The organism is Streptomyces sp. NPDC001796 (assembly GCF_042892355.1).
Lineage (GTDB): Bacteria > Actinomycetota > Actinomycetes > Streptomycetales > Streptomycetaceae > Streptomyces.
This window is the reverse complement of sequence record NZ_JBIAUC010000004.1, coordinates 484,800-506,453: the sequence shown is the minus strand read 5'-3', so window position 1 is coordinate 506,453 and position 21,654 is coordinate 484,800. Positions and strand designations below refer to the sequence as shown.

Annotated in this window: 16 protein-coding genes; 4 read left to right on the top strand and 12 right to left on the bottom strand. The window is 68.7% G+C overall.

Translation table 11 applies throughout. From position 1 onward, the window contains the following. Positions 1 to 126 precede the first annotated feature (126 nt). Positions 127 to 840 carry a hemolysin III family protein gene (locus ACFYZE_RS11870; protein ID WP_388991347.1) on the bottom strand — a complete coding sequence of 238 codons (714 nt, stop codon included), beginning with the start codon at positions 838 to 840 and terminating at the stop codon, positions 127 to 129. Positions 841 to 1,148: 308 nt separating this feature from the next. Between ACFYZE_RS11870 and ACFYZE_RS11865 the strand changes: the two genes are divergently transcribed. Beyond that, the gene (locus tag ACFYZE_RS11865) at positions 1,149 to 2,972 is read left to right on the top strand and encodes a phosphoenolpyruvate carboxykinase (GTP) (protein ID WP_388991345.1); all 1,824 of its coding nucleotides are present in this window, start codon (positions 1,149 to 1,151) and stop codon (positions 2,970 to 2,972) included. A 169-nt stretch (positions 2,973 to 3,141) separates the two neighbouring features. On the opposite strand, the gene ACFYZE_RS11860 is transcribed toward ACFYZE_RS11865, so the two are convergent. The 6 genes from ACFYZE_RS11860 to ACFYZE_RS11835 all read right to left on the bottom strand — a co-directional run bounded on the left by ACFYZE_RS11860 (position 3,142) and on the right by ACFYZE_RS11835 (position 12,170). Then, positions 3,142 to 3,900 (bottom strand): hypothetical protein, encoded by a 759-nt coding sequence (locus ACFYZE_RS11860; protein WP_388991343.1) that lies wholly within the window; start codon positions 3,898 to 3,900, stop codon positions 3,142 to 3,144. 579 nt (positions 3,901 to 4,479) lie between these two features. Further along, on the bottom strand, positions 4,480 to 5,598 hold the full coding sequence (locus ACFYZE_RS11855; protein WP_388991341.1) for a hypothetical protein: 1,119 nt from the start codon (positions 5,596 to 5,598) through the stop codon (positions 4,480 to 4,482). A 631-nt stretch (positions 5,599 to 6,229) separates the two neighbouring features. Further along, positions 6,230 to 7,729, bottom strand: a complete 1,500-nt coding sequence (locus ACFYZE_RS11850) for a glycosyltransferase family 39 protein (RefSeq protein ID WP_388991339.1) — start codon at positions 7,727 to 7,729, stop codon at positions 6,230 to 6,232. A gap of 168 nt (positions 7,730 to 7,897) precedes the next feature. Further along, positions 7,898 to 9,397, bottom strand: coding sequence for a glycosyltransferase family 39 protein (locus tag ACFYZE_RS11845; RefSeq protein WP_388991337.1), 1,500 nt, complete (start codon positions 9,395 to 9,397; stop codon positions 7,898 to 7,900). 1,837 nt (positions 9,398 to 11,234) lie between these two features. Beyond that, positions 11,235 to 11,498, bottom strand: coding sequence for a hypothetical protein (locus tag ACFYZE_RS11840; protein WP_388991335.1), 264 nt, complete (start codon positions 11,496 to 11,498; stop codon positions 11,235 to 11,237). 51 nt (positions 11,499 to 11,549) lie between these two features. Further along, entirely contained in the window at positions 11,550 to 12,170 is a 621-nt protein-coding gene (locus ACFYZE_RS11835; protein WP_388991333.1) for a tetratricopeptide repeat protein, read from the bottom strand. A 397-nt stretch (positions 12,171 to 12,567) separates the two neighbouring features. Between ACFYZE_RS11835 and ACFYZE_RS11830 the strand changes: the two genes are divergently transcribed. After that, positions 12,568 to 13,656 (top strand): glycosyltransferase, encoded by a 1,089-nt coding sequence (locus tag ACFYZE_RS11830; RefSeq protein ID WP_388991331.1) that lies wholly within the window; start codon positions 12,568 to 12,570, stop codon positions 13,654 to 13,656. Positions 13,657 to 13,737: 81 nt separating this feature from the next. Here the strand turns inward: ACFYZE_RS11830 and ACFYZE_RS11825 are convergent, their stop codons facing one another. Both ACFYZE_RS11825 and ACFYZE_RS11820 read right to left on the bottom strand, forming a co-directional pair. Further along, entirely contained in the window at positions 13,738 to 14,166 is a 429-nt protein-coding gene (locus ACFYZE_RS11825; RefSeq protein WP_388991329.1) for a hypothetical protein, read from the bottom strand. Positions 14,167 to 14,297: 131 nt separating this feature from the next. Next, positions 14,298 to 15,509: a pyridoxal phosphate-dependent aminotransferase gene (locus ACFYZE_RS11820; protein WP_388991327.1), complete on the bottom strand. Its 1,212-nt coding sequence runs from the start codon at positions 15,507 to 15,509 to the stop codon at positions 14,298 to 14,300. A gap of 485 nt (positions 15,510 to 15,994) precedes the next feature. Between ACFYZE_RS11820 and ACFYZE_RS11815 the strand changes: the two genes are divergently transcribed. Together ACFYZE_RS11815 and ACFYZE_RS11810 are read left to right on the top strand one after the other, a co-directional pair. After that, positions 15,995 to 16,387, top strand: coding sequence for a hypothetical protein (locus ACFYZE_RS11815; RefSeq protein ID WP_388991325.1), 393 nt, complete (start codon positions 15,995 to 15,997; stop codon positions 16,385 to 16,387). A 144-nt stretch (positions 16,388 to 16,531) separates the two neighbouring features. Then, positions 16,532 to 17,434 carry a serine protease gene (locus ACFYZE_RS11810; RefSeq protein ID WP_388991323.1) on the top strand — a complete coding sequence of 301 codons (903 nt, stop codon included), beginning with the start codon at positions 16,532 to 16,534 and terminating at the stop codon, positions 17,432 to 17,434. A 105-nt stretch (positions 17,435 to 17,539) separates the two neighbouring features. On the opposite strand, the gene ACFYZE_RS11805 is transcribed toward ACFYZE_RS11810, so the two are convergent. The 3 genes from ACFYZE_RS11805 to ACFYZE_RS11795 all read right to left on the bottom strand — a co-directional run bounded on the left by ACFYZE_RS11805 (position 17,540) and on the right by ACFYZE_RS11795 (position 21,626). Next, positions 17,540 to 18,466 (bottom strand): hypothetical protein, encoded by a 927-nt coding sequence (locus ACFYZE_RS11805; protein ID WP_388991321.1) that lies wholly within the window; start codon positions 18,464 to 18,466, stop codon positions 17,540 to 17,542. A 190-nt stretch (positions 18,467 to 18,656) separates the two neighbouring features. Then, a complete protein-coding gene (locus tag ACFYZE_RS11800) occupies positions 18,657 to 20,291 on the bottom strand; it encodes an amidohydrolase family protein (protein ID WP_388991466.1) in 1,635 nt (544 codons plus the stop codon). Between the two features lie 69 nt (positions 20,292 to 20,360). Next, entirely contained in the window at positions 20,361 to 21,626 is a 1,266-nt protein-coding gene (locus tag ACFYZE_RS11795; RefSeq protein ID WP_388991319.1) for an amino acid deaminase, read from the bottom strand. Positions 21,627 to 21,654: the final 28 nt, after the last annotated feature.

The window sequence follows — 21,654 nt, the reverse complement described above, 5'->3', positions numbered from 1 at the left end:
TGGTCAGCTTTGAGCGGCCCGTGGTGGACGGGCGTGGGACGCGGTCTCCAAGGCGGCGGAGGCCGGGAAGCGAGCGCCGAAGAAGGACCGCCGGAGCTACCGCACGGTAACTCCGGCAGTGTCCGGCTACGTGTGCTGGTACGCCACCAGCGAGATGCACACGTAGTGCACGACGAACGCGGCGAGCGTGAAGGAGTGGAAGACCTCGTGGAAGCCGAACCACCGTGGTGAAGGGTTCGGCCGCTTGATGCCGTAGATGACGCCGCCCGCGCTGTAGAGCAGCCCGCCCACGACGATGAGCACCAGCACCGCGATCCCGCCCGCCCGCATGAAGTCCGGGAGGAAGAAGACCGCCGCCCATCCCATCGCGATGTAGCAGGGCGTGTAGAGCCAGCGTGGCGCGCCGACCCAGAAGACCCGGAAGGCTATGCCTGCCGCCGCGGCGCCCCAGATCCCCCACAGCAGCCACTGCCCCTTCGTGCCCGGCAGGAGCAGCAGGGTCAGCGGGGTGTAGGTGCCTGCGATGATCAGGAAGATGTTCGCGTGGTCGAGCCGGCGCAGCACGCCGTCCATGCGCGGGCTCCAGTTGCCGCGGTGGTAGAGCGCGCTCACGCCGAAGAGCAGGCAGGCGGTCAGCACGTAGATCCCGCAGGCGATTCTGCCGCGCGTGGAGTTCGCCAGGGCCGTGAGGACGAGGCCCGCGACGAGTACGGCCGGGAACATCCCCAGGTGCAGCCAGCCGCGGAGCTTCGGCTTCACCGGGTGGGGCAAGGAGAGCGCTACGGGGCCGCGGCCGGCTGCCGGCGAGTCCGTGGGCGCGTCGGGGACGGACGCAGTCATGCGCGGCATGGTACCTACGGAACCGTAAGTTGTGGATCAGAGTGCGACCGATATCACCCGGCCCGTCCGAACTGTGCGGGTACGGCCACCGCGCAAAAAATCCTTCTGTCGAACTCTACGTGCACGCAAAGAAACGCGGCGACATGTGGCGATCCCCACTCCGCTCAGGTGTGACGTCCTCTGGACAGATGCGCAATCTCGTCGGATGATCAAATGAGTGCGGTCGGCACCGGATGAGCGGCTACGAAGCATCCGGGTCGCAGCCCCCACGGGGCAATCAACACAAAATCCCTCATCTAGGAGCGATCGTGGCGCGCGACATCGCGGCTCCCTCAACCGTCCCCACCCAGCACAAGGACCTGATCTCGTGGGTCAACGAGATCGCCGAACTGACGCAGCCGGACAGCGTGGTCTGGTGTGACGGATCCGAGGCCGAATACGAGCGCTTGTGCGATGAGCTCGTCCGCAAGGGCACCTTCAAGAAGCTCGACCCGATCAAGCGCCCGAACTCGTACTACGCCGCCTCCGACCCGACGGATGTGGCCCGGGTCGAGGACCGGACGTTCATCTGCTCCGAGAAGGAGGAGGACGCGGGTCCGACGAACCACTGGAAGGCGCCCGCGGAGATGCGGGAGATCTTCCAGGGTCAGAGGGGCCTGTTCCGCGGCTCCATGCGCGGCCGGACGATGTACGTCGTGCCCTTCTGCATGGGCCCGCTCGGCTCGCCGCTCTCGGCGATAGGCGTGGAGATCACGGACTCCGCGTACGTCGCGGTCTCCATGCGCACCATGACGCGCATGGGCCAGGCGGTCCTCGACGAGCTCGGCACCGAGGGATTCTTCGTCAAGGCCGTCCACTCCCTGGGCGCCCCGCTGGAGCCCGGCCAGGAGGACGTGCCCTGGCCCTGCAACTCGACCAAGTACATCTCGCACTTCCCGGAGTCCCGCGAGATCTGGTCGTACGGCTCCGGCTACGGCGGCAACGCGCTGCTGGGCAAGAAGTGCTACGCGCTGCGTATCGCCTCGGTCATGGCGCGTGACGAGGGCTGGCTGGCCGAGCACATGCTGATCCTCAAGCTGACCCCGCCGCAGGGCGAGTCCAAGTACGTCGCCGCGGCCTTCCCGAGCGCCTGCGGCAAGACGAACCTCGCCATGCTGGAGCCGACGATCTCCGGCTGGACGGTCGAGACGATCGGCGACGACATCGCGTGGATGCGGTTCGGCGAGGACGGCCGCCTGTACGCGATCAACCCCGAGGCCGGTTTCTTCGGCGTCGCGCCCGGCACCGGTGAGCACACCAACGCCAACGCGATGAAGACGCTGTGGGGCAACGCCGTCTTCACCAACGTCGCCCTCACCGACGACAACGACATCTGGTGGGAGGGCATGACCGAGAAGGCGCCCGCCCACCTGACCGACTGGAAGGGCAACGACTGGACGCCCGGATCCGAGACCCCGGCCGCCCACCCCAACGCCCGCTTCACGGTCCCGGCCTCGCAGTGCCCGATCATCGCGCCGGAGTGGGAGGACCCGAAGGGCGTGCCGATCTCGGCGATCCTCTTCGGCGGCCGCCGCGCCACCGCCGTTCCGCTGGTGACGGAGTCCTTCGACTGGAACCACGGCGTCTTCCTCGGCGCGAACGTCGCCTCGGAGAAGACCGCCGCGGCCGAGGGCAAGGTCGGCGAGCTGCGCCGCGACCCCTTCGCGATGCTCCCCTTCTGCGGCTACAACATGGGCGACTACATGGCCCACTGGATCGAGGTCGCCAAGGACAAGGACCAGTCCAAGCTGCCGAAGATCTACTACGTCAACTGGTTCCGCAAGAACGACGAGGGCAAGTTCGTCTGGCCGGGCTTCGGCGAGAACAGCCGCGTCCTGAAGTGGATCGTGGAGCGCCTGGAGGGCAGGGCCGAGGGCGTCGAGACCCCGATCGGCATCCTGCCGGCCAAGGGAGCCCTGGACACCGACGGCCTCGAACTTTCCGAGTCCGACCTGGAGTTCCTGCTCACGGTCGACAAGGACGTGTGGCGCGAGGAGGCGGCCCTGGTCCCCGAGCACCTCAACACCTTCGGCGACCACACCCCGAAGGAACTGTGGGACGAGTACCGCGCCCTGGTGGAGCGCCTGGGCTGAGGCCCCCGTACAACTCCGCGGCCGGTCGGACTTGCCCTGACCTGCGACGTCGTCAAGACCGGCCGCGGTGACAGCACCGTCGTCCAATGGGCCGGGGCCCGCACCGTACAACGGGGTACGGAGCGGGCCCCGGCCCATGTGGCGGTTCCATGAGGCTGTGGCCGGCGATTCAGTCCCTGAGGAAACCCTTGCCCGTCTTCAGGCCCTTCAAGGAGAGATCCGCGCCGTTCCGTGGCGCGCCCGACACCGACCCGTGAGGCGGCTTGTGGGAGCGGAGCGCGGCGGTCGGCGTGGGCGGGAACGGGGCACAAACGAGGTTCGGGTTCGTCCCGGTGCACGTGGTGATGTGAGCGAAACCTGCGGTGTCCACCCCCTTGATGTAGAAGGTGTTGTCGTCCGGTGAGGAAGTCGTTCCCGGGTCGACGGCTACCCCGAGGGCGCAGAGGTTCGGCGGCGTATCGCCCACGATGATGAAGCCGCCGGGCCCCTCGGGGGTGCCGGGCGGCCCTGCAGAGGCGAACACCCTCCCACCGAAGATGACGGCGTCGTACTCCGTACCATCCGTGATGACGGAGTCCCACTCGATGCACGGCCCGGTGGCTCCCGTAGCTCCCGTGGCTCCCGTAGCTCCCGTAGTTCCCGTAGCTCCCGTGGCTCCGGTGGCTCCGGTGGCTCCGGTGGTTCCCGTGGCTCCCTTGGCTCCGGTGGTTCCCGTGGCTCCGGTGGCTCCCTTGGCTCCCGTGGCACCGGTCGGGCCCGTCTTGCCTTTTTCCTTGCACCGGCCGTCCTCACCTACCGCACCTACCGCGAGGTGAGTGCCGTCGGCCTTCTTGCCGTCCCTGCAGTCGTCGCCGCCGATCTTGCCCGTCGGCGGACCCGCCAGTGCGGGGGTGGCGAAGCTCAGCATCACGAGGGCGAGTGTCGCCATCGTGGCGCCAGCGAGCCTTCGGCCCCGCTGCGGAAGCGGGCCAAGGCCGGTTGATGGGGTCCTGTTTTCAGGACTCATGAATTGCTCCTTGTGGAACGAATGGAGTGACCTCCAGAGGCGCATTCGAACCTCATCGGAATCTTTGGGCTGATCGGATGTCAAATATGGAAGGCACACGGAATGATCGCCGGATTGGTCGAGAGGAGCGGTCTGATTGGTCGAAGCTCTATACGCATGTGTGCCGTGCCCTGGACGATTCGGGCACGGCACACTTCGGTGGGATCCACGACCAGACAGGGGCCGCTAATGGTTCTGTGAGAGCCCTTCTTGACGGCCGATGGGTCCACGCCCGGCGCCAGGCCGCTGGACTCGGCCCAGGCCTGCAAATCGAACGGATGCCGTGTCGTCGTTCCCCAACTGACAACCCAGCGGCCCGCCACAGGGGCGTTTACAACATGACGTCATACGAACGCGGCGAACAGAGGCCGGGGTCCGCTCCGTACAACGGCGTACGGTGCGGCCCCGGCCTCATGCATGGACGCCGGCCGACTCCGGTCGGCCGCCTGCAGGCCGTCGTTGCTATGGGGTCCCGAGCTCGAAGATCGCGAATCCGGCGAACCAACCGGAGGCGAGAGCGCAGGTGCCGAGCACAGTCACCAACGCGGGTCGGCGGAGCCTGCTCAGGGCGATGGCGAGCGGGATGAGCAACGGAAAGGCGGGCAGCAGGAAGCGCGAGACGTTGGAGAAGATCTGCTGGTTGCCGACGAGGACCGCCACGGTGGCCAGGGTGTGGACCATCAGGACGGCGGGTGGGCGCAGTCGCACCAACAGGACGATCAGGACCGGCAGTGCCAGGATGATCAACGCGGCCAGGAGGTCCGGGACGGGAGCGGCGAACACGTAGTCGTCGTGCCCGAGCATGATGTTCCGCATGGTGACGACAGTGAACCGGCCACCGTCGAAGAAGTGCAGCCAGGCGCCGCGCTGGAGCTTGAAGTAGCCGCCCCAGTCGCCCATCCGCCAGCCGACCCACCCCACGTACCCCAACAGCCCCAGCGGCGCCAGCGTCATCGCGATGAGGGGGCGCGCGACTTGGTCCCTGTCCCGGAAGAGTGCTACGAGTGCCGCCAGGCCCACTGCTGCGATCAGGGTCACCGAGGTCGGCCGGCTGAGCCCGGCCGTCAGGGCGAGTACCCCGGCAGTGATCCATCGCCCGGTCATCACCGCGTAACAGCACCACGCGGCGAGCGCGACGAAGGTGGAGTCCGAGTAGACCGCCCACTCCGCGCCGGATCCCGGCATGACCGCCCAGAGGCCGGCCGCGATCACACCGGCCCGAACCCCGCCGAGCCGCTCCGCCACGGCGAAGACACCGGCTGCGGCCAACAGCGAAGCAACCACCGCGACCAGCATTCCGGCACCGTACAGGCCGAGGCCGGTGATCTCGGAGACCAGGCGCATCAGGCCCGGGTAGAGCGGGAAGAAGGCGGCCGAGTTCTCGTGGAATGTGTACCAGGGGGAATTGGTGATCGGCACCAGCTGTGGGTCGTACCCGAACTGTGCGATCTGTTGGTACCACCCACCGTCGAAGGAACCGGGTACGTCCCAGGGGTGGGCGCCCCCGCCCAGGTGCGGAGACTTCGTGAGGTAGTAGCCGGAGTAGTCGAGCAGCCACATGAAGACCGCGAAGCCGGCCATTTTCAATACCGCGTAGCATCCGACGGCCGGCCCATAGCGCCGTACCAGCCTGCGTGATCGCTCTTGCAGGGGCGGCGGGCCGGCTGGAAGTGTGCTGTCGCGCTGTGCGGATTGGGCAGGGATAACGGTCGGCATCGCGCTCATCGGTTGGACTCATTCCGCCGTTGTGGACGATCGTTCGCGAACCTATACACCGGTGCAGGTCAGGGGTACGCAGACACGCCACGCCGGTGTGTTGCCGGGCCCTGAACACCCACAACCGCAGCAGTGCGAAGCGAACCACTGCGACGGCGGCACGAACCACGATCAGGGCGTCGGCCCGCACGTGCGGCGTGTCCGGCAGGCGCCGGTGCGCCAGGGCGATGACTCCGTCGCCGAGGGCGAGCCTGTGAAACAGGCCAGTCCGCCTTGAAGTTGATGCGGCGCAGCGCACATGTCCCGGCCCGGACGGGCGACTTCCGCAGCGAGGTGCCCTCGAGGCGCAAGGCATCGCCTGGCGAGCCGCGACGCGGGCTGGGCCCGTGCGGTGCCCGGCCCTGCCAGGGCACGGAATCCAACTGCCGCTGACCTGCAAGGAGATCAGGAGATTCGGGTACCACCGCACGGGCTGGACATCAGGCGGCCGACGCCGCTACGAGGTGCGTACCAACAGAGCCACTGCCAGACCGCTGGGACGCTCGACCCCGGATACCGTGTAGTGGGCGCGCAGAGCCGCCGACTGGTACGGGGTCAGCGCGTTCAGCGGATCCGTCTCGTTCCCCCTCACCACCAACCAGATCCGCTTCTCGCCCCGCAGGCATCGGGCCGGCTGCGGGCACTCGGTCGCCGCCAGATCGTTGCGCCGGGTGGGCGATTCGGCGAGGAACACGTCGCGCAGCTCCAGGTCGCGAGGGAGGTAGTAGCGGACGCCCAGCGAGATGGCTTCCTCTTCTCTCCTGGGGTATGCGACCGCGTCGCCGGGAGCGTAGTACTTCTGAATGGTCTGCGCGGCGGCCGCGAAGTCGGGGCCGCCCGACCAGTAGTGCCCGAGCTGCTCCCGCATTGACTCCTGTTCCGATGCCGTGAGCAGAGCGAAGGCCGCGAAGGCCGCCGTGAGCATCAGCCGGGACCGTGCCGCGGCGGCGAGTCCGGCCCCGGCGAGAACCGCGAACGCCGGCAGAGTGAACAGCATGTACCGGAAGTAGAAGAACGAGATCTCCCCGTGGGAGCGGGCCCAGATGAGGAGGACGGGCGCCACGGCCGACACGGCGCAGAAGAGGACGGCGTCGCGGCGCTCCCGGCACGCGACCATGGCCAGCAGAATCATCGTCCCCGCGCACGGGCCGGTGTAGAACAGCTGCGGCCAGATGTCGACCAGGCTCCAGGCCGTCGGCTTGGCGATCCACCAGATCTGCCGGACGGTCTGTGCCCTGCCCAGCACCACCACCGGGCTCAGCGCGACCAGAGCGGCCAGGACCGCGAGCCAGAAGCTCCGCCACGCCCGACGCTCGCGTCGGCCCCGCAGAGCCATGAGAACCAGGTGCCCGGTCAGACACGTCAGCGCGAGCAGATGGAACAGTCCCACGGTCACCAAGCCGAGGGCGTAACCCGCCCACCGCCACGAGCTGCCCGGGCGGTCCAGAGCCCGCAGCAGCAGCAGTGCGGTCAGGGCCACGGCCAGCATCACCAGGCCGTAGGGGCGGGCCTCATGAGCGAACCGGCTCACCGCCGGAACGAGGGCGAACAACAGGCCGCCGGCCACTCCGGCGCGGCGGCTGAACAGGCGGTGCCCGATCAGTGCCACACAAGCGGCAGCGCCGGCCATGGCCAATGCGGAGGGCATCCGCAAAGACGCGGCCGAGTCCCCGAAGAGGACTCTCCATCCGTGCAGGATCAGGTAGTAGGTGCTCAGTACTCCGTCCACGTGCTGGACTGTGGCCAGCACCTGGCCGATGCTGCGGCCGGACATGTCCCAGCTGGTCAACTCGTCGCGACCGAGCAGCGGTTCGCCGATCCGGTAGGTGGCCACGACCAGGGTGACCACCGAAGGCCACAGCCATAGGCCGACCGATGTCAGCCACCGTTCGTGGTCGGTTTCGGGGGCGGGAACACCGCGAGTGTCCTGGGCGGCGGGAGGAGAGAGTAGTGCCATGCCCCACCCGTAGTGGCACGGCGGAACGGGGCGCAGCCACGACCCGCCGGTTACCGCCCGCTTTCCCCTGTTCGGCCCCGGGTGACGTACGTTGTCACGGACAACGGCGCACGATCCTCCGGAACGGTCGTGGGTTCCGGAGGAACCGGGCTGAGCCCCACAGGTGGTTCAGCTCTTCCCCTGGCGCACGAGCAAGGTGACGGTCATCCCCGTCACGGGCGTGCTCATGGCCGCTCGGTACCGAGTCCGCAGAGCGCTCGCCTGCTCCGAGTTGATGCCGTCGAAGGGGTCCGCGCCGACGCCCTGGGTCAGCAGCCAGATGCGCTGCTCGCCTCTGAGGCACAGGTCCGGGACAGCGCACTGGACCGCGTACAGATCGTTGATGGCAGTGGGGGTCTTGGCCAGGAACACGTCGCGCATCTTCAGGTCGCGGGGCAGGTAGTACTGGATCCCGCTGTCGAGCTTCCAGGTGTCCTGGCGGTCGTAGACGACGGCGTCGCCGGGCTGGTGGTCCTTCGCGACCAGGTCTGCCGCGGCGGCGTAGTCCAGGGGGACGGGGGCGTTGTGCTCGAACGGCTCCCTCATGCGCTTCTGGTCGGGCAGCGTGAGGACGGCCAGTGCCACGAGGAGCGCTGCGGTTGCCTTCCGGGAGTGAAGGGTCGCGGCGAGGCCGGCGCCGGCGAGGAGTGCCCAGGCCGGGAGGGTGAAGAGGAGGTACACATGACGGAAGTAGGAGATGTCTCCGTGGGAGACCAGCCAGACGAGGACGGACGGTAGAACGGCCCAGGCGGCACACAGGAGCGCTGAGGACTTGCGGGGCGGGCGGGCCAGGCACGCGAGGGCGATCAGCGCTCCGCAGCCCAGGCCGGATGCGAAGACTTCAGGCCAGATGGTGGAGAGCGCCCATACATCGGGCTTCGGGACCCAGTACAGCTGACGGTGGGCCTGGGAACGGCCGAACAGGGCGAGCGGGGTGACGCAGGCGGCAACGGCCAGGAGGGCCAGGGCGGACTTCCACCACACGGAGCGGTTCTGTCGTGTGTGTGCCGCGAGCACGCAGGCGTGGGCCAGTACGACGGACAGTGCGACGAGGTGGAGAAAACCGACGCCCGTCAGCGTGAGCGCGTAGGCGGCCCAACGCCACGGACTGCGGGGGTTGTCCAGAGCCCGGAGGACGAGGAGTGTCGCGAGGGTGACCATGAGGATCACCAGCGCATAACTGCGCGCCTCCTGCCCGTAGCGGGCCACCGCGGGGACGAGGGCGAAAATAATTCCGGCGAGAATTCCGGCGCGGCGCCCGAAGAGCCGGTCTCCGATCAGGCTCGTGATCGAGGCGGCTCCGGCCATGGCAAGCACCGAGGGAAGTCGCATGGAAATGACGGAATCACCGAAGAGACTCACCCACATGTGCATCAGCAGGTAATAGGTGCCGTGCACGGCGTCGACGTTCTGGAGAGTGGCGAGGATCTGGCCGGTGTCGCGGTTCACCACGTCCCAGGTGACCAGTTCGTCGCGGCTCAGCAGAGAGCCGGTGAGGCCATAGCTGCTCAGGCCGAGGGTGAGGACGCACGGCCACCACCACGGCCCCGTTCTGCGTCTTGTGGGTTGGGCCGTCTCGGTGCTCTGGATTTCTTCGCGTGGCTGGGGAAGCGGCGCGGCGATTACCATGTGGATCTCCCATGGTCTGTTGCAGGACCTGCCCCGTTATATATACGGCGGGGCAGCCGGAACGGCGGACGGGTCGAGCGATCACCTGAATGGCAGTCATGTGCGGTGCACGTCTTCTGCGGAGGTGCCCGCGGCTCAGTGAAGTAGCCGAATGATCTCTTTATCGGAGAAGAGGGGGCATCGAGGGGACGACCCCACCTTCCAATGTGCGTTCCTCGGGGCGGACCGCGAATCGCTGGAATCACCGGGCTTGGTGAATTCAGTGACGAACGAAATGTGTACGTGCCCACGGGGTGGAGGCATCCGTGAGGAGGGTGTGGAGCACGTAGGAGATTCTGCGTACCGGGAGTGCCGGGCCATCCGTCGCGGGGGCCTCGGAGGACTTGCCGATGTGAGGAGTCCGGACAATTTCCCGCAGAAGAAAGGAAGTTGAGCCTCATTGGTCCGTCGACGTGCATGACTGCGTGCGATGCCGGGGGCCGCACGGGTGATCTTCGTGTGGGACACGGGTCCGATCACTAATCATTCATTCGTCGAGGGTGAGGATGACTCCGTCCGTAGCCGCAGGCGCTGTGACACTCATGCGGAGGAAAATCAAGTGCCCGCGCTTGAGGTGTGGTCAATCCACGTTCGAGGAAGGTTCTCTGGTGAGCCGTAGAACGATCCGAAGTTCACGCGCGAAGACCGCCACGTTGGTGTCGGTCGGCGCGCTTGCCGTCGCGCTCAATGTCGCCCCAAGCGCGACGGCCATCGCCGACGCGATCCATAGGTCCGGCGCCGACAGCGCTGCGGCGCACAATCCGAACGGCGCCGTGAGTGCCCTCGGCGGCGACCGCGATCACGACCGCGGACAGAAGGGCGACCGCGGGCCGAGGGGCGACAGGGGCGAGAAGGGCGAGAAGGGCGAGAAGGGCGAGAAGGGCGAGAAGGGCAAGAAGGGTGCCACGGGCGCCACCGGTCCTACTGGTCCTGCGGGTGCCACCGGTGCGACCGGTGCCACTGGCCAGGCGGGGAAGACCGGTGCCACCGGTGCTACGGGCGCTACCGGTGCGACTGGTGCCACAGGTGAGAACGGTGCTACCGGTGCTACTGGCGCCACTGGTGCCACCGGAGCTACCGGTGCGACTGGTGCCACTGGAGCTACCGGTGCGACTGGTGCGACTGGTGCGACTGGTGGCACTGGAGCTACTGGTGCGACTGGTGGCACTGGTGCGACCGGTGCGACTGGCGGCACCGGTGCAACCGGTGCGACTGGTGGCACTGGAGCTACCGGTGCGACTGGAGGCACAGGAGCTACCGGTGAGAAGGGGGCGACTGGAGGCACAGGAGCTACCGGTGAGAAGGGTGCTACCGGCGCCACGGGTGGCCATGACGACACTTACATCCTGGTGTCCGCCCCGATCGCCGACGACCCTCTCAACCCCGGTGCTCCCGACACGGGGAGCGTCAATTGCGTCGGGAACGACGTCGCCCTCGGTGGCGGAGCCGTCTCAACGCCCGGCGCCGCCATTGATGTAAGCCGCCCCATCGGTGTGGTAGGCAGCCCAGCCACCGGTTGGACGGTCACCAGGGAGGGATCGGGGCCGCCGTTCACTGTCTGGGTGGTCTGCGGCGCGGTTCCGGGTCCGTAACGGGCCGCTTGCTTCACGCGGGAATGAGCGACGATGCTCCGAGGCTTGGGCCTTGGGGCATCGTTCGCGTTCTGCCCGCTCCGGCGGCCTCAACTGAACCTGCCTGTGCGGAATTGCGGACAGTGGCGTGAACGGCTCTCGGAGAAGGTTGCGCGGCAGGTGCCTGCGGGCCTTGGAGGCGAGCCGGACGATGTGGAAGTGGTCGATCACAACGGCGGTGTGCAGCGTCGGCGGCCCCGGCGGGCCTGGTCGACGCGGGCCTCGACCTCGGGCAGCGGCGCGGTGGGCGCCCCGCAGCGGGCAGCGCGGAACCTGGCCATCGCAGTCGGCCAGGGCAGGCGCGGAGCACGGCCGAGCCCTTCCTGCGGGAGGAAAGGACCCCGCAGGAAGGGCTCGGCCGTCTCGTCGGCCGTGCGAGATGCACCCGGTGAGTGCCCCTCGGTGAGCCGTTCCGCCGGCTGGACGGACATACCACCGGGATCACGCAAGGCCGGGACCCCACACCGCACTCGGGGCGGACGTCATTCGTTGTCCTCTGTGGGGCTCGACGTCGGCGAGTGGCTTGCGGAATCCCGGTACGCTTTCGGTACTTGAGGACGGAACGAGGGATCGGCCGCGACGGCGCGACGGAACGCATCCTTGGCCTCCTTGTCACGGCCCTTCGCCGCCAGGATCTGCCCGATCTGCATGTTGAGCATGGCCGCCTTCGGCTCCGCGGCTACGGCACGCTTCAAAAGTTCCACGGCCCGGTCGGGATCGCTCGACTTCAGCATCATCGCCTCGGTGTAGAGAGCCGACATGAATGACGGATCAATCTTCAGCGCCTTGTCGTATGCCGTGCGGGCGCCAAATGTGTTGCCGCTCGTCTGCGCGACGACGCCGAGGCCGTACCACGCGAACTTGTTGTCGGGGTCCAGGTCCAGTACGCGCTTGTAGCTTCGGGTGGCAGCCTCGGAGTCGTGCTGTTGCTGCTGTTTGAGGGCGGTCTGCAAGAGCCGGCCCGTTTCCCGGGCCTTCTGGGTCGCCGACATGGATTTGGAGTCCGGGAGCTCGGCCGAATCGGACTGAATCGCCCAGAAGGTCACGCCGGTGGCGACCGCCGCAGCTCCGGCCAGCCCTGCCCACAATCTCGTACGTTTCACTTTGTCACATCTCGTGGAATAGTGAGGGGCGGATGGGTGTGGCTGATCTCGGGTCGCCGGCGCAGAACAGAACGTGACGGCGCCGACGGTACCGGAGTCCGAACCACCGTCATTTCCGCCGACGTTACGAGGCCGTCCCGAAGACGCCGCCATTCGGCAGGCACTTGGGGCACCAGACCACCCGAATGTACGCACCGGGTCTGTGGTTCGCCGAAACGTCCGGCCGCCACCTGCGCTTGCCCGTAAGGCTGCGACCACGGTCCCTCGGATCGAATGCAAAACGCTGCTTCGGTCCCGCCTCTTTGCTTCGATTCGAGCGGCTGGATACCGTCACATATCGGTCATTCGCTGCCGCTGAGTTGGATGGGACAACGTGAAGCCAACGATCTGTCTGAACATGATCGTCAAGGACGAGGCTCCGGTGATCCGACGCTGTCTCGAATCCGTAAGGCCCTTGATCGATACTTGGGTCATTGTGGACACGGGCTCGACGGACGGTACTCAGGACGTCATTCGCGACGTCTACAGTGATCTGCCCGGTGAACTGTACGAACGGCCGTGGAAGGGGTATGACGGAAGCCGCACCGAGGCGATCCAACTCGCCCGCAGCAGCGCCGACTACCTCCTTTTCATCGACGCCGACGACGTGATGGAGACGCAACCCGGCTTCGTCATGCCGGAACTGGCCCTCGACGCCTACCGGATCGCCATCCATCACGGGCCTCTTGTCCATTGGCGCACCGCCCTGGTCTCCACGCGGCTGCCGTGGCGGTACGTCGGCGTCCTGCATGAGTACCTCGAGTGCGACACACGGTTCTCCCAAGGGACTCTCGAAGGCATCAACATGCTCATCGTGGGTGGCGGGGGTCGCCTCAGGGGTGAGGGCCTGCGTAAGAAGTACCTACGCGATGCGGAGATCCTTCAGGAAGGTCTGGTCAAGGAGCCGGACAACGCCCGTTACGTCTTCTATCTCGCCCAGAGCTGGCGCGACGCCGGTGAGCCGGAGAAGGCCCTCGCGGCTTATGACCGCCGGGCTTCCATGGGTGGCTGGGGCGAAGAGGCCTACTGCGCCGGCCTCTACGCCGCACGGCTCGCGGAAGAGCTTCAGCGGCCGCTCCTTGAGGTGATGCACCGTTACCTTCGCGCGCACGAGAGCCGTCCCACACGCGTCGAAGCCCTTGGCGACCTGGCGCGCCTGGCTCGGCTCAACGGTCCGCGATGGGACGTTGCGTACAAGTCCGCGCGACGGGCGGTGGCGCTCCCGCGTCCCAACGACATCCTGTTCGTCGAGCTCGCCTGGTACGACTGGCGCGCGCTCGACGAACTCGCGGTCTCCGCCTTCTGGGTCGGGCAGTACGAGGAGTCGAAGAGGTGCTGCGAACGTCTGCTCAAAGGCGGGAAGCTGCCTGCCGAGCATCGTGAGCGTGTGGTGGAGAACCTCGAGTTCGCTCGGCGCAAGCTGGGCTCGAAAGTGCTCACACCGTAGTGCAATGGCGCCCGGTCCGCGCGTCATGGTCGTCCACGCGGACCGGGGCCGTCGAGGGGAGCCGTCGTGCGGCTCGGAGGGTCAGCCCGCGGTGATCGGTTCGCGCGGGTCGGTCAGTGCGGCGCTGTGCGCGTCCATGCGTTCCGCCGACAGGATCGCCGCCGCCGTGTCCGCGCGGGACGCGGCCACCACCAGGGCGCGGCCCGCCAGCGTGTGGGCGCGGCGGTGCAGTGCCGTGATGCGCGGCTCCGACCCGCGGGGGGCGGTCGTCGCGCGCACGGGTGCCATGCCGCCGCGCAACCGCGTCACCTGCCCGGCGAGCCGCTCCGCGGCCGCATCCAGGTCGGCGGAGGGCGCCAGTGCCCGCAACTCGTCCGTCACCGTGAGCAGCGCCGCCAGATGGCCCGCGAGCTGGATGTCCAGCTCCTCCTCGCGCGAACGGTGCGGGAAGTCGGTGTCGGCGGCGCCGGCCATCGTGTGGACCGACTTGGTGCGGATCGGTTCGTACATGGGACGGCCTCCTGTGCTCTGACAGGAAGCCATCTTAGCTTAGAAAGCGTCTAAAGTTGGCCGGATCGCAGAATGTGGTCGGTCGAATGTGGTCGGCCGCAAAATGTGGTCGGTGCTCGCGCACCCGGGCGTCACGGCTGGCTGTAGCCGTCCAGGAAGTTCCCGATGCGGGTGATCGCCGAAGTCAGGTCCGCCACCGTCGGCAGGGTCACCACCCGGAAGTGGTCAGGCTCGGTCCAGTTGAAGCCCGTTCCCTGGACGACCATGATCTTCTCGCGGCGCAGCAGGTCCAGGACCATCTGCCGGTCGTCCTTGATCTTGAAGACCTTCGGGTCGAGTCGGGGGAAGAGGTAGAGCGCGCCCTTCGGCTTCACGCACGTCACGCCCGGGATCTGGGTCAGCAGGTCGTACGCCGCGTCCCGTTGCTCCTTGAGCCGTCCGCCCGGCAGTACCAGGTCGTTGATCGTCTGCCGGCCGCTGAGCGCCGCCACCACCCCGTGCTGGCCCGGCATGTTCGCGCACAGGCGCATGTTCGCCAGGATCGTCAGGCCCTCGATGTACGACTCCGCGTGCGCCCGGGGGCCCGAGATCGACATCCAGCCCACCCGGTACCCGGCCACCCGGTACGCCTTCGACATGCCGTTGAAGGTGAGGGTCAGCAGGTCCGGGGCCACCGCGGCGGTGGGGATGTGCCGCGCGCCGTCGTAGAGGATCTTGTCGTAGATCTCGTCGGAGCAGACGAGAAGGTTGTGGCGGCGGGCGATGTCCGTCAGGCCCCGGATGACCGTCTCGTCGTACACCGCGCCCGTCGGGTTGTTCGGGTTGATGATGACGATCGCCTTGGTGCGGTCGGTGACCTTCCGCTCCACGTCCGCGAGGTCGGGCATCCAGTCGGACTGCTCGTCGCAGCGGTAGTGGACGGCCGTGCCGCCCGACAGGGACACCGCCGCGGTCCACAGGGGATAGTCGGGTGCCGGCACGAGTACCTCGTCGCCGTCGTCCAGCAGGCCCTGCATGGCCATCACGATCAGCTCGGAGACGCCGTTGCCGATGAAGACGTGCTCGACGTCCGTCTCGACGCCGAGGGTCTGGTTGTGCATCACGACCGCACGGCGCGCGGCCAGCAGGCCCTTGGCGTCGCCGTAGCCGTGCGCCGTCGAGACGTTGCGGAGGATGTCCTCGAGGATCTCGGGCGGGCAGTCGAAGCCGAAGGCGGCCGGATTGCCGGTGTTGAGCTTGAGGATGCGGTGACCCGCCGCCTCCAGCCGCATCGCCTCCTCGAGAACCGGACCCCGGATCTCGTAGCAGACGTTGGCGAGCTTCGTGGACTGGATCACCTGCATGTCCGCGAGCTTACGGCCGCGTAACGCCGCACGCGGCGTGTTTTCCACCACGTGAGACGGAGGGGATCGGCCGGTTGTCACCGCGACTGCACCACAAAACCCTCTCGCCTCTACAATGCGCCCACATGTCATGGCAGCATCACCCCGGTGACGGCGCGTACGGCCCGGATGACGGGGCATACGGGTCGAACGCCGCGAACGGCGCAGCGGCCGGGTACCCCGCCGGAGAGTCACATCCGGACGGTGGCGAGGGTCCGAATCAGCCGAACGTGTATCACCCGTATGTCGTAGCAGAGCCGGATTACGAGGGTTACGCCGATCCGGCGGCCGCCCATGGCTGGCAGAACGCCTACGACGAGACGTGCGAGCTGCCTGTGACCCCCGGTGGCGTCAGTGATCCCGGGGCCGTCGGGGGGACCCGCGCTTCGCGGCGCCGGGCCCGGACTCCGTCGCGCTCGCCTCTGCCTCGCCGTGCGGCTCTCGCCGTGGGCGCGCTCGGTGCCGTGGGCGTCGCCGTCGCACTCGCCGGCGGCTTCGGCTCCGGTTCCTCCGGCGCACCCGCTGACGCCGGGCAGTCGGCCCGGCCGAAGGCGGCACCGTCCGCGCCGCCCCCGGAGGCGACCGCCGCCTCCTCCTCCGCCACCGCCGGGCCGTCCCGCACCGCCGCATCCGTGGCCGCCGTCACCAAGGCGTCCGCCTCGCCCGGCGCCTCACGGGGCTCCGCCCCGGTGCCGGCGGCCTCCGAGGGGCCCACGACCGCCGTGCCCACCGTCGGGGCGTCCTCCGCCTCTCCCACCGTCACCGCGAGCGCCACCGCGCCGGGCGGCTACGGCGGCAAGCCCGGCCGTGGGCGGGGGGCCACCAAGGGGCCGAAGTAGGAGCAGCCGCCCGGGGATCGCGGCCGAAAACCGCTCCTTGTCCCCGCACGCCCCTCCATTCACAATGCGCATGACAAATCAGGGACGGCCGGAAGACCTCCGGCCGTCCACGTCATCGCACCTCATCGAGAGGGGACCCCCCACATGAGAAAGCCTCTCGCCGCCGCGCTCCTCGCTCTGGCCCTGGCCGGAGCCGGCGCGGCACCGGCGGTCGCGGCACCCGTGTCCGCCGGGACGGCGACGGTCACGGCCACCCCGGCGGCAACCTCCCCGGCCGCCGGAACGGCGACGAAGGACAGGACGGCCACGATCCAGGCCGTCGACTTCGCCGGCACCGTCTCGCTCAGCAACTGCTCCGGCTCCGTCATCCGCTTCCCGAACTCCGCGGACGGCGACCCCGCGCTCGTCCTGACCAACGGCCACTGCCTGGAGACCGGATTCCCCGGGCCCGGCGAGGTCATCGTCGACCAGGCCTCCAGCCGCTCCTTCGGCCTGCTCAACTCGTCCGGCACCAGGATCGCGACGCTGCGCGCGAGCAAGGTCGCGTACTCGACGATGACCGACACGGACGTCACGATCTACCAGCTCACCCGCACCTACGCGCAGATCAGGAGCTCCTACGGCATCAGCCCCCTCACTGTCGCCGACACCCACCCCGTCGCCGGCACCGCCATCAAGGTCGTGTCCGGTTACTGGAAGCGCATCTACAGCTGCAACATCGACGGGTTCGTGTACCGCCTGAAGGAGGGCGACTGGGCCTGGAAGGACTCGGTCCGTTACACCTCCGCCTGCAACACGATCGGCGGCACCTCCGGGTCGCCCGTCGTCGACAACGCCACCGGCAAGGTCGTCGCCGTCAACAACACCGGCAACGAGGACGGCGAGCGCTGCACGGAGAACAACCCCTGCGAGGTCGACGCGAGCGGCAACGTCACCGTCCGCCAGGGCATCAACTACGCCGAGGAGACCTACCAGATCCCGGCCTGCTTCGGCGCCGGCAACAAGCTGAACCTGAACGCGAGCGGCTGCGTCCTGCCCAAGCCGTAGGAGGGCCGGTGCGGCGGGCGGTCGAAGGTCACACGCGAGTCCTGCGGCCGCCCGCCCTGCATGCCGGTACGTCCGCCCGGTCGCCCTCGCTCCCGTGGCGGTCGGTCAGTTCTGTGCGAACAGCTCCTCCGCGTGGGCGACCGTGATTGCCCGGTCGAACCATGTGCTGAGGGTGTCGAGGTCGGTGCAGGTGGCGATGCGCGCGCGGGCGGCTTCGGGGATGTCGATGCCGCGGAGGTCGAGGATGCGGAGGATGTCCTCGGCCTTGCCCTCGGCCTTGCCCTCGGCCTTGCCCTCGGCCCTGCCCTCCGCCTTACCCTCGGCCTTGCCCTTCAGGCGCGTCTCCTCGATGAGGGTTCCGCTGCCGGGGAAGCGGCTGGTGCGGGTGGTCATCAGTTGCCTCCAGAGTTCGCGGGTCTGGGCGTCGCCCAGGCCGATCTCGGTGTATTCGGCCCAGTCCGCTGCGGTCTCGCCTCCGGTGTTGGCGAGCGCGGTCGCCAGCGCGTCCAGTATCGCAGGGAGGGCGGGATCCTTGGCGTGGGTGAGCGCGGAGAAGACGGAGACGGGGAGGTCTCGCGCCGCCTCGTCCGGGTCGGTGATCGCGGGCAGGTTGTCGGGGCCCAGGACCAGCGGGAAGACCGCGATGCTGGTGTGGGTCGGCGGGCCGATGCGGATGGGTTCCGCTGCCCAGGACGCGGTGGTCTTGTCCTGGCACACGACGAGCAGGATCGGCGGCACCTCGTACTTGGCGTACAGGTGGGCCAGGTAGTACGTCCAGCTGTTGAGCTTGTCCGGGTCGCGTCTGCCCTGCGACTCCACGGCGAGCAGGTAGCTTCCGTCGTGGGCCGTGTCGATGCGAACCAGGGTGTCCACACGGCGTTCCAGCGGCTTGATCTCCGTGAGGTCCGTGTCCAGGAGTTGGATCGCCGTGGGTTCGGGGAAAGCGATGCCGGCCTTCGGAAGGGCCCGGGTGAACAGGCCGGGGTCCTCCCTGAAGATCTGGTGCAACGCCTCGTGTGCTGAGCTGACCATGTGACGCAACGTAGTGAGGTTGTTGCGTTGCGGTGCCCGAACGTGAGGCGTTCAGCCGTTCGGGTGACTTTGCCAGCGGTTTATGCCGGCGATGGCTGTCGTGGTGTCTGGGGCCGCACGGGGCATGTCGGTCTGCGAGCCGGCGTGCACCGGCCAATCCGTGAAGGAAGCCCGGCGCGGGCGGCAGCGGTCATACCGGGTTCCTGCGGACCGACCGCCCCGCCAGTACGTCCGTCCGCCGGCCGTCCTCGATCACGAAACGGCCGTCGATCAGGACGTACGGGATGCCCGTCGGCAGCGTGCGCGGTTGCTCGAAGGTGGAGCCCGCCGCGACCGTGGCCGGGTCGAAGAGCACCAGGTCGGCGCGGTGTCCCTCGCGCACCAGACCCCGGTCCGGCAGGCGGAGGCGGGCCGCCGGGCGGCCGGTCAGATGCGCCACGCACTCCTCCAGGGACAGCACCCCCAAGTCGCGTACATACCGGCCCAGATACTCGGGGAAGGTCCCGTAGGCACGCGGGTGCGGCTTGTCGCCCTGGAGGATGCCGTCCGAGCCGCCGGTGTGGACGCGGTGCCGCATGATCGCCCGCACGTTCTCCTCGTGGCCCACGTGCTGGAGGATCGTCGAGCCGAGGCGGTCCTCGGTCAGCAGGCGGCGGGCGAGGGTCCACGGGCTCTCGCCGCGCCGGTCCGCCGACTCCTGGACGGTCCTGCCGACGTACGAGGCGAGCGCCGGGTCGCTCACGCCCGAGATCTCGATGGTGTCCCACTCGACGGGCACGCCGTGGCAGCCGTCCGCGCCGACGACCTCCATGTGGTGGCGGATCCGCTCGGCCGTCGTGTCGTCGGTGAGCCGCTTGAGGATCTCCGCCGGGCCGCCCTCGCTCGCCCAGCTCGGCAGCAGCGCCGCCAGCGTCGTGGAGCCGGGGGTGTAGGGATAGGTGTCCAGCGTGATGTCGGCGCCGGCCGCCAGCGCCTCGTCGAGCAGGGACAGCAGCTCGGGGGCGCGGCCCTTGTTCACGCCGAAGTTCATCGTGGCGTGGGCGAGGTGGAGGGGGCAGCCGGCCTCCCGGGCAAGGCCCACCATCTCCTCGTACGCCTCCAGGGCGCCCGCCCCGTAACTGCGGTGGTGCGGGCAGTAGTAGCCGCCGTAGGAGGCCACCACCCGGCACAGTTCCGTGAGTTCGGCGTCTTTCGCGTACATGCCGGGTGTGTAGGTGAGCCCGGACGACATGCCGACCGCGCCCTGTTCCATGCCCTCCGCGACCAGCCGCCGCATCCGGTCCAGTTCCTCGGGCGTCGCCTCCCGGTCCTCCCAGCCGACGGCCAGCATCCGCACCGTGCCCTGCGGGATCAGATAGGCCGCGTTGACCGCGATGCCCTCGTCCAGGCGGTCCAGGTACTCGCCCACCGAACGCCAGGTGAAGTCGATGTCGTCGCCGTACCCGTTCCAGCCGGTGATGGCGCGGCACACCTCTTCGAGCGTGCGGTCGTCGACCGGGGCGTACGACAACCCGTCCTGGCCGATGACCTCCAGCGTCACGCCCTGCGCGGCCTTGGCGCTGTGGTCGGGGTCGCGCAGCAGGGCGAGATCGCTGTGCGCGTGCATGTCGATGAAACCGGGGGAGAGCACCAGGCCCTCGGCGTCCAGCTCCCGTACGGCCCGGGGGCGTTGGCAGCCCGCCTGGGCGGCCTCCTTGACGATCGAGGCGATCCTGCCGTCCTTGATCGCCACATCGGCGCGGTAGGAGGGGTCGCCGGTGCCGTCGACGACGTCGGCGTCCCGGATGACGAGATCGGCGAGGTCGGTGAAATCCACGGGGTCCATACCGTCCACGGGGCCTCCTGGAAGAACGTGCGATGTGGTCGGCCTGGGAGAACGTGCGATGCAGTCGGCCTAGAAGAACGTGCGGACGTAGTCGACGACCGTGCCGTCCGCCTCCACCACCGGGATCAGCTGCCACTTGTCGAACGACGTGCACGGGTGCGACAGGCCGAGGCCGATCCAGTCGCCGACCTGGACGTCCGCCTCGGGCGTGGTGCGCAGCCAGGCGTGCTGGTCGGACAGGGCGGTCACCGAGACGCCGGTGGCCGGCCGCTCCTCGCCGTCCCGGCGCACCACCTGGGCGAAGGGCAGGTCCAGGTCGTAGGCCGCGTCCCGCTTGCCCGCGTTGACGAAGGCCTGCTGGGGGGAGGGCCGCGACACCACCTGCGCCCACAGCCGGAACGCCGGCTCCAGCGCGCCCTCCTCCGGGATCCGGGTGAACGGGGTGATCCTGCGGTAGTGGCCGTGGTCGTGCGAGACGTACGCGCCCGAGCGCAGCAACTTCAGGACGGTCGCGGAGAGTTCGGGGATCTCCGCGAAGACGTCCGCGACCGCGTCGAACCAGGCGCTGCCGCCCGCGCTCACCACGATCTCGTCGCATCCGGCGAAGCGCCCGGCCATGTCGAGGTCGACGGCCAGCGCGACCAGCCGGCGCAGCCACGCGCGCACCCGGTCGGGGTCCGGCTGCGGCACCTCGCCCTCGTACCCGGCGACTCCCACCAGGCGCAGCGTCGTGGTGGCGGCCACCGCGTCCGCGACCGCCGCGCACTCCGCCTCCGTCCGCACGCCGGTGCGGGCGCCCTCGCCGGCGGCCAGTTCCACGACCACGTCCACCGGGCGGGTGGTTCCGGTCAGTGCCGCGTCCATGAGTTCGACGCCGCGTACCGAGTCGACGTAACAGATGAACCGGAAGTCGGCGTCCGCGGCGAGTCGGTCGGCGACCCAGCGCAGGGCCGCGGGGTCCACCAGTTCGTTGGCGAGGAACACCCGCTGGATGCCGAACTCCCGTGCCACACGCACCTGGTGGGCGACCGCGAGCGTGATGCCCCACGCGCCGTGCTCGATCTGGCGGTGGAAGAGCTGAGGCGCCATCGACGTCTTGCCGTGCGGGGCGAAGGCGAGGCCGTGACGGGCCGCGTACGCCTCCATGAGGGAGAGGTTGTGCTCCAGGCGCTCCGCGGAGAGGGCCAGCACGGGTGTCGTGAATCCGCCGGTGAACAGATTGCGGCGCTGGGCGGCCAGCTCGCCGACGGTCAGTCCCTCGGCGTCCGGAGGGAGGCCCTTGAAGCGGTGGTCGACGCGTTCATCGGCCAGGCGGGCGAGCGCCTCGATGCCCATGGAGCCTCCTGATCTGGGGCGTTGCAGT

Excerpts from the sequence above, each read along its gene's own strand:
- ACFYZE_RS11855 (WP_388991341.1), bottom strand. The coding sequence starts at position 5,598 with ATGGCCGGCTTCGCGGTCTTCATGTGGCTGCTCGACTACTCCGGCTAC.
- ACFYZE_RS11820 (WP_388991327.1), bottom strand. The coding sequence starts at position 15,509 with ATGCAGGTGATCCAGTCCACGAAGCTCGCCAACGTCTGCTACGAGATC.
- ACFYZE_RS11800 (WP_388991466.1), bottom strand. The coding sequence starts at position 20,291 with ATGGACCCCGTGGATTTCACCGACCTCGCCGATCTCGTCATCCGGGAC.
- ACFYZE_RS11830 (WP_388991331.1), top strand. The coding sequence starts at position 12,568 with ATGATCGTCAAGGACGAGGCTCCGGTGATCCGACGCTGTCTCGAATCC.
- ACFYZE_RS11840 (WP_388991335.1), bottom strand. The coding sequence starts at position 11,498 with ATGTCCGTCCAGCCGGCGGAACGGCTCACCGAGGGGCACTCACCGGGT.
- ACFYZE_RS11805 (WP_388991321.1), bottom strand. The coding sequence starts at position 18,466 with ATGGTCAGCTCAGCACACGAGGCGTTGCACCAGATCTTCAGGGAGGAC.
- ACFYZE_RS11795 (WP_388991319.1), bottom strand. The coding sequence starts at position 21,626 with ATGGGCATCGAGGCGCTCGCCCGCCTGGCCGATGAACGCGTCGACCAC.
- ACFYZE_RS11860 (WP_388991343.1), bottom strand. The coding sequence starts at position 3,900 with ATGGCGACACTCGCCCTCGTGATGCTGAGCTTCGCCACCCCCGCACTG.
- ACFYZE_RS11850 (WP_388991339.1), bottom strand. The coding sequence starts at position 7,729 with ATGGCACTACTCTCTCCTCCCGCCGCCCAGGACACTCGCGGTGTTCCC.
- ACFYZE_RS11870 (WP_388991347.1), bottom strand. The coding sequence starts at position 840 with ATGACTGCGTCCGTCCCCGACGCGCCCACGGACTCGCCGGCAGCCGGC.
- ACFYZE_RS11810 (WP_388991323.1), top strand. The coding sequence starts at position 16,532 with ATGAGAAAGCCTCTCGCCGCCGCGCTCCTCGCTCTGGCCCTGGCCGGA.
- ACFYZE_RS11845 (WP_388991337.1), bottom strand. The coding sequence starts at position 9,397 with ATGGTAATCGCCGCGCCGCTTCCCCAGCCACGCGAAGAAATCCAGAGC.
- ACFYZE_RS11825 (WP_388991329.1), bottom strand. The coding sequence starts at position 14,166 with ATGTACGAACCGATCCGCACCAAGTCGGTCCACACGATGGCCGGCGCC.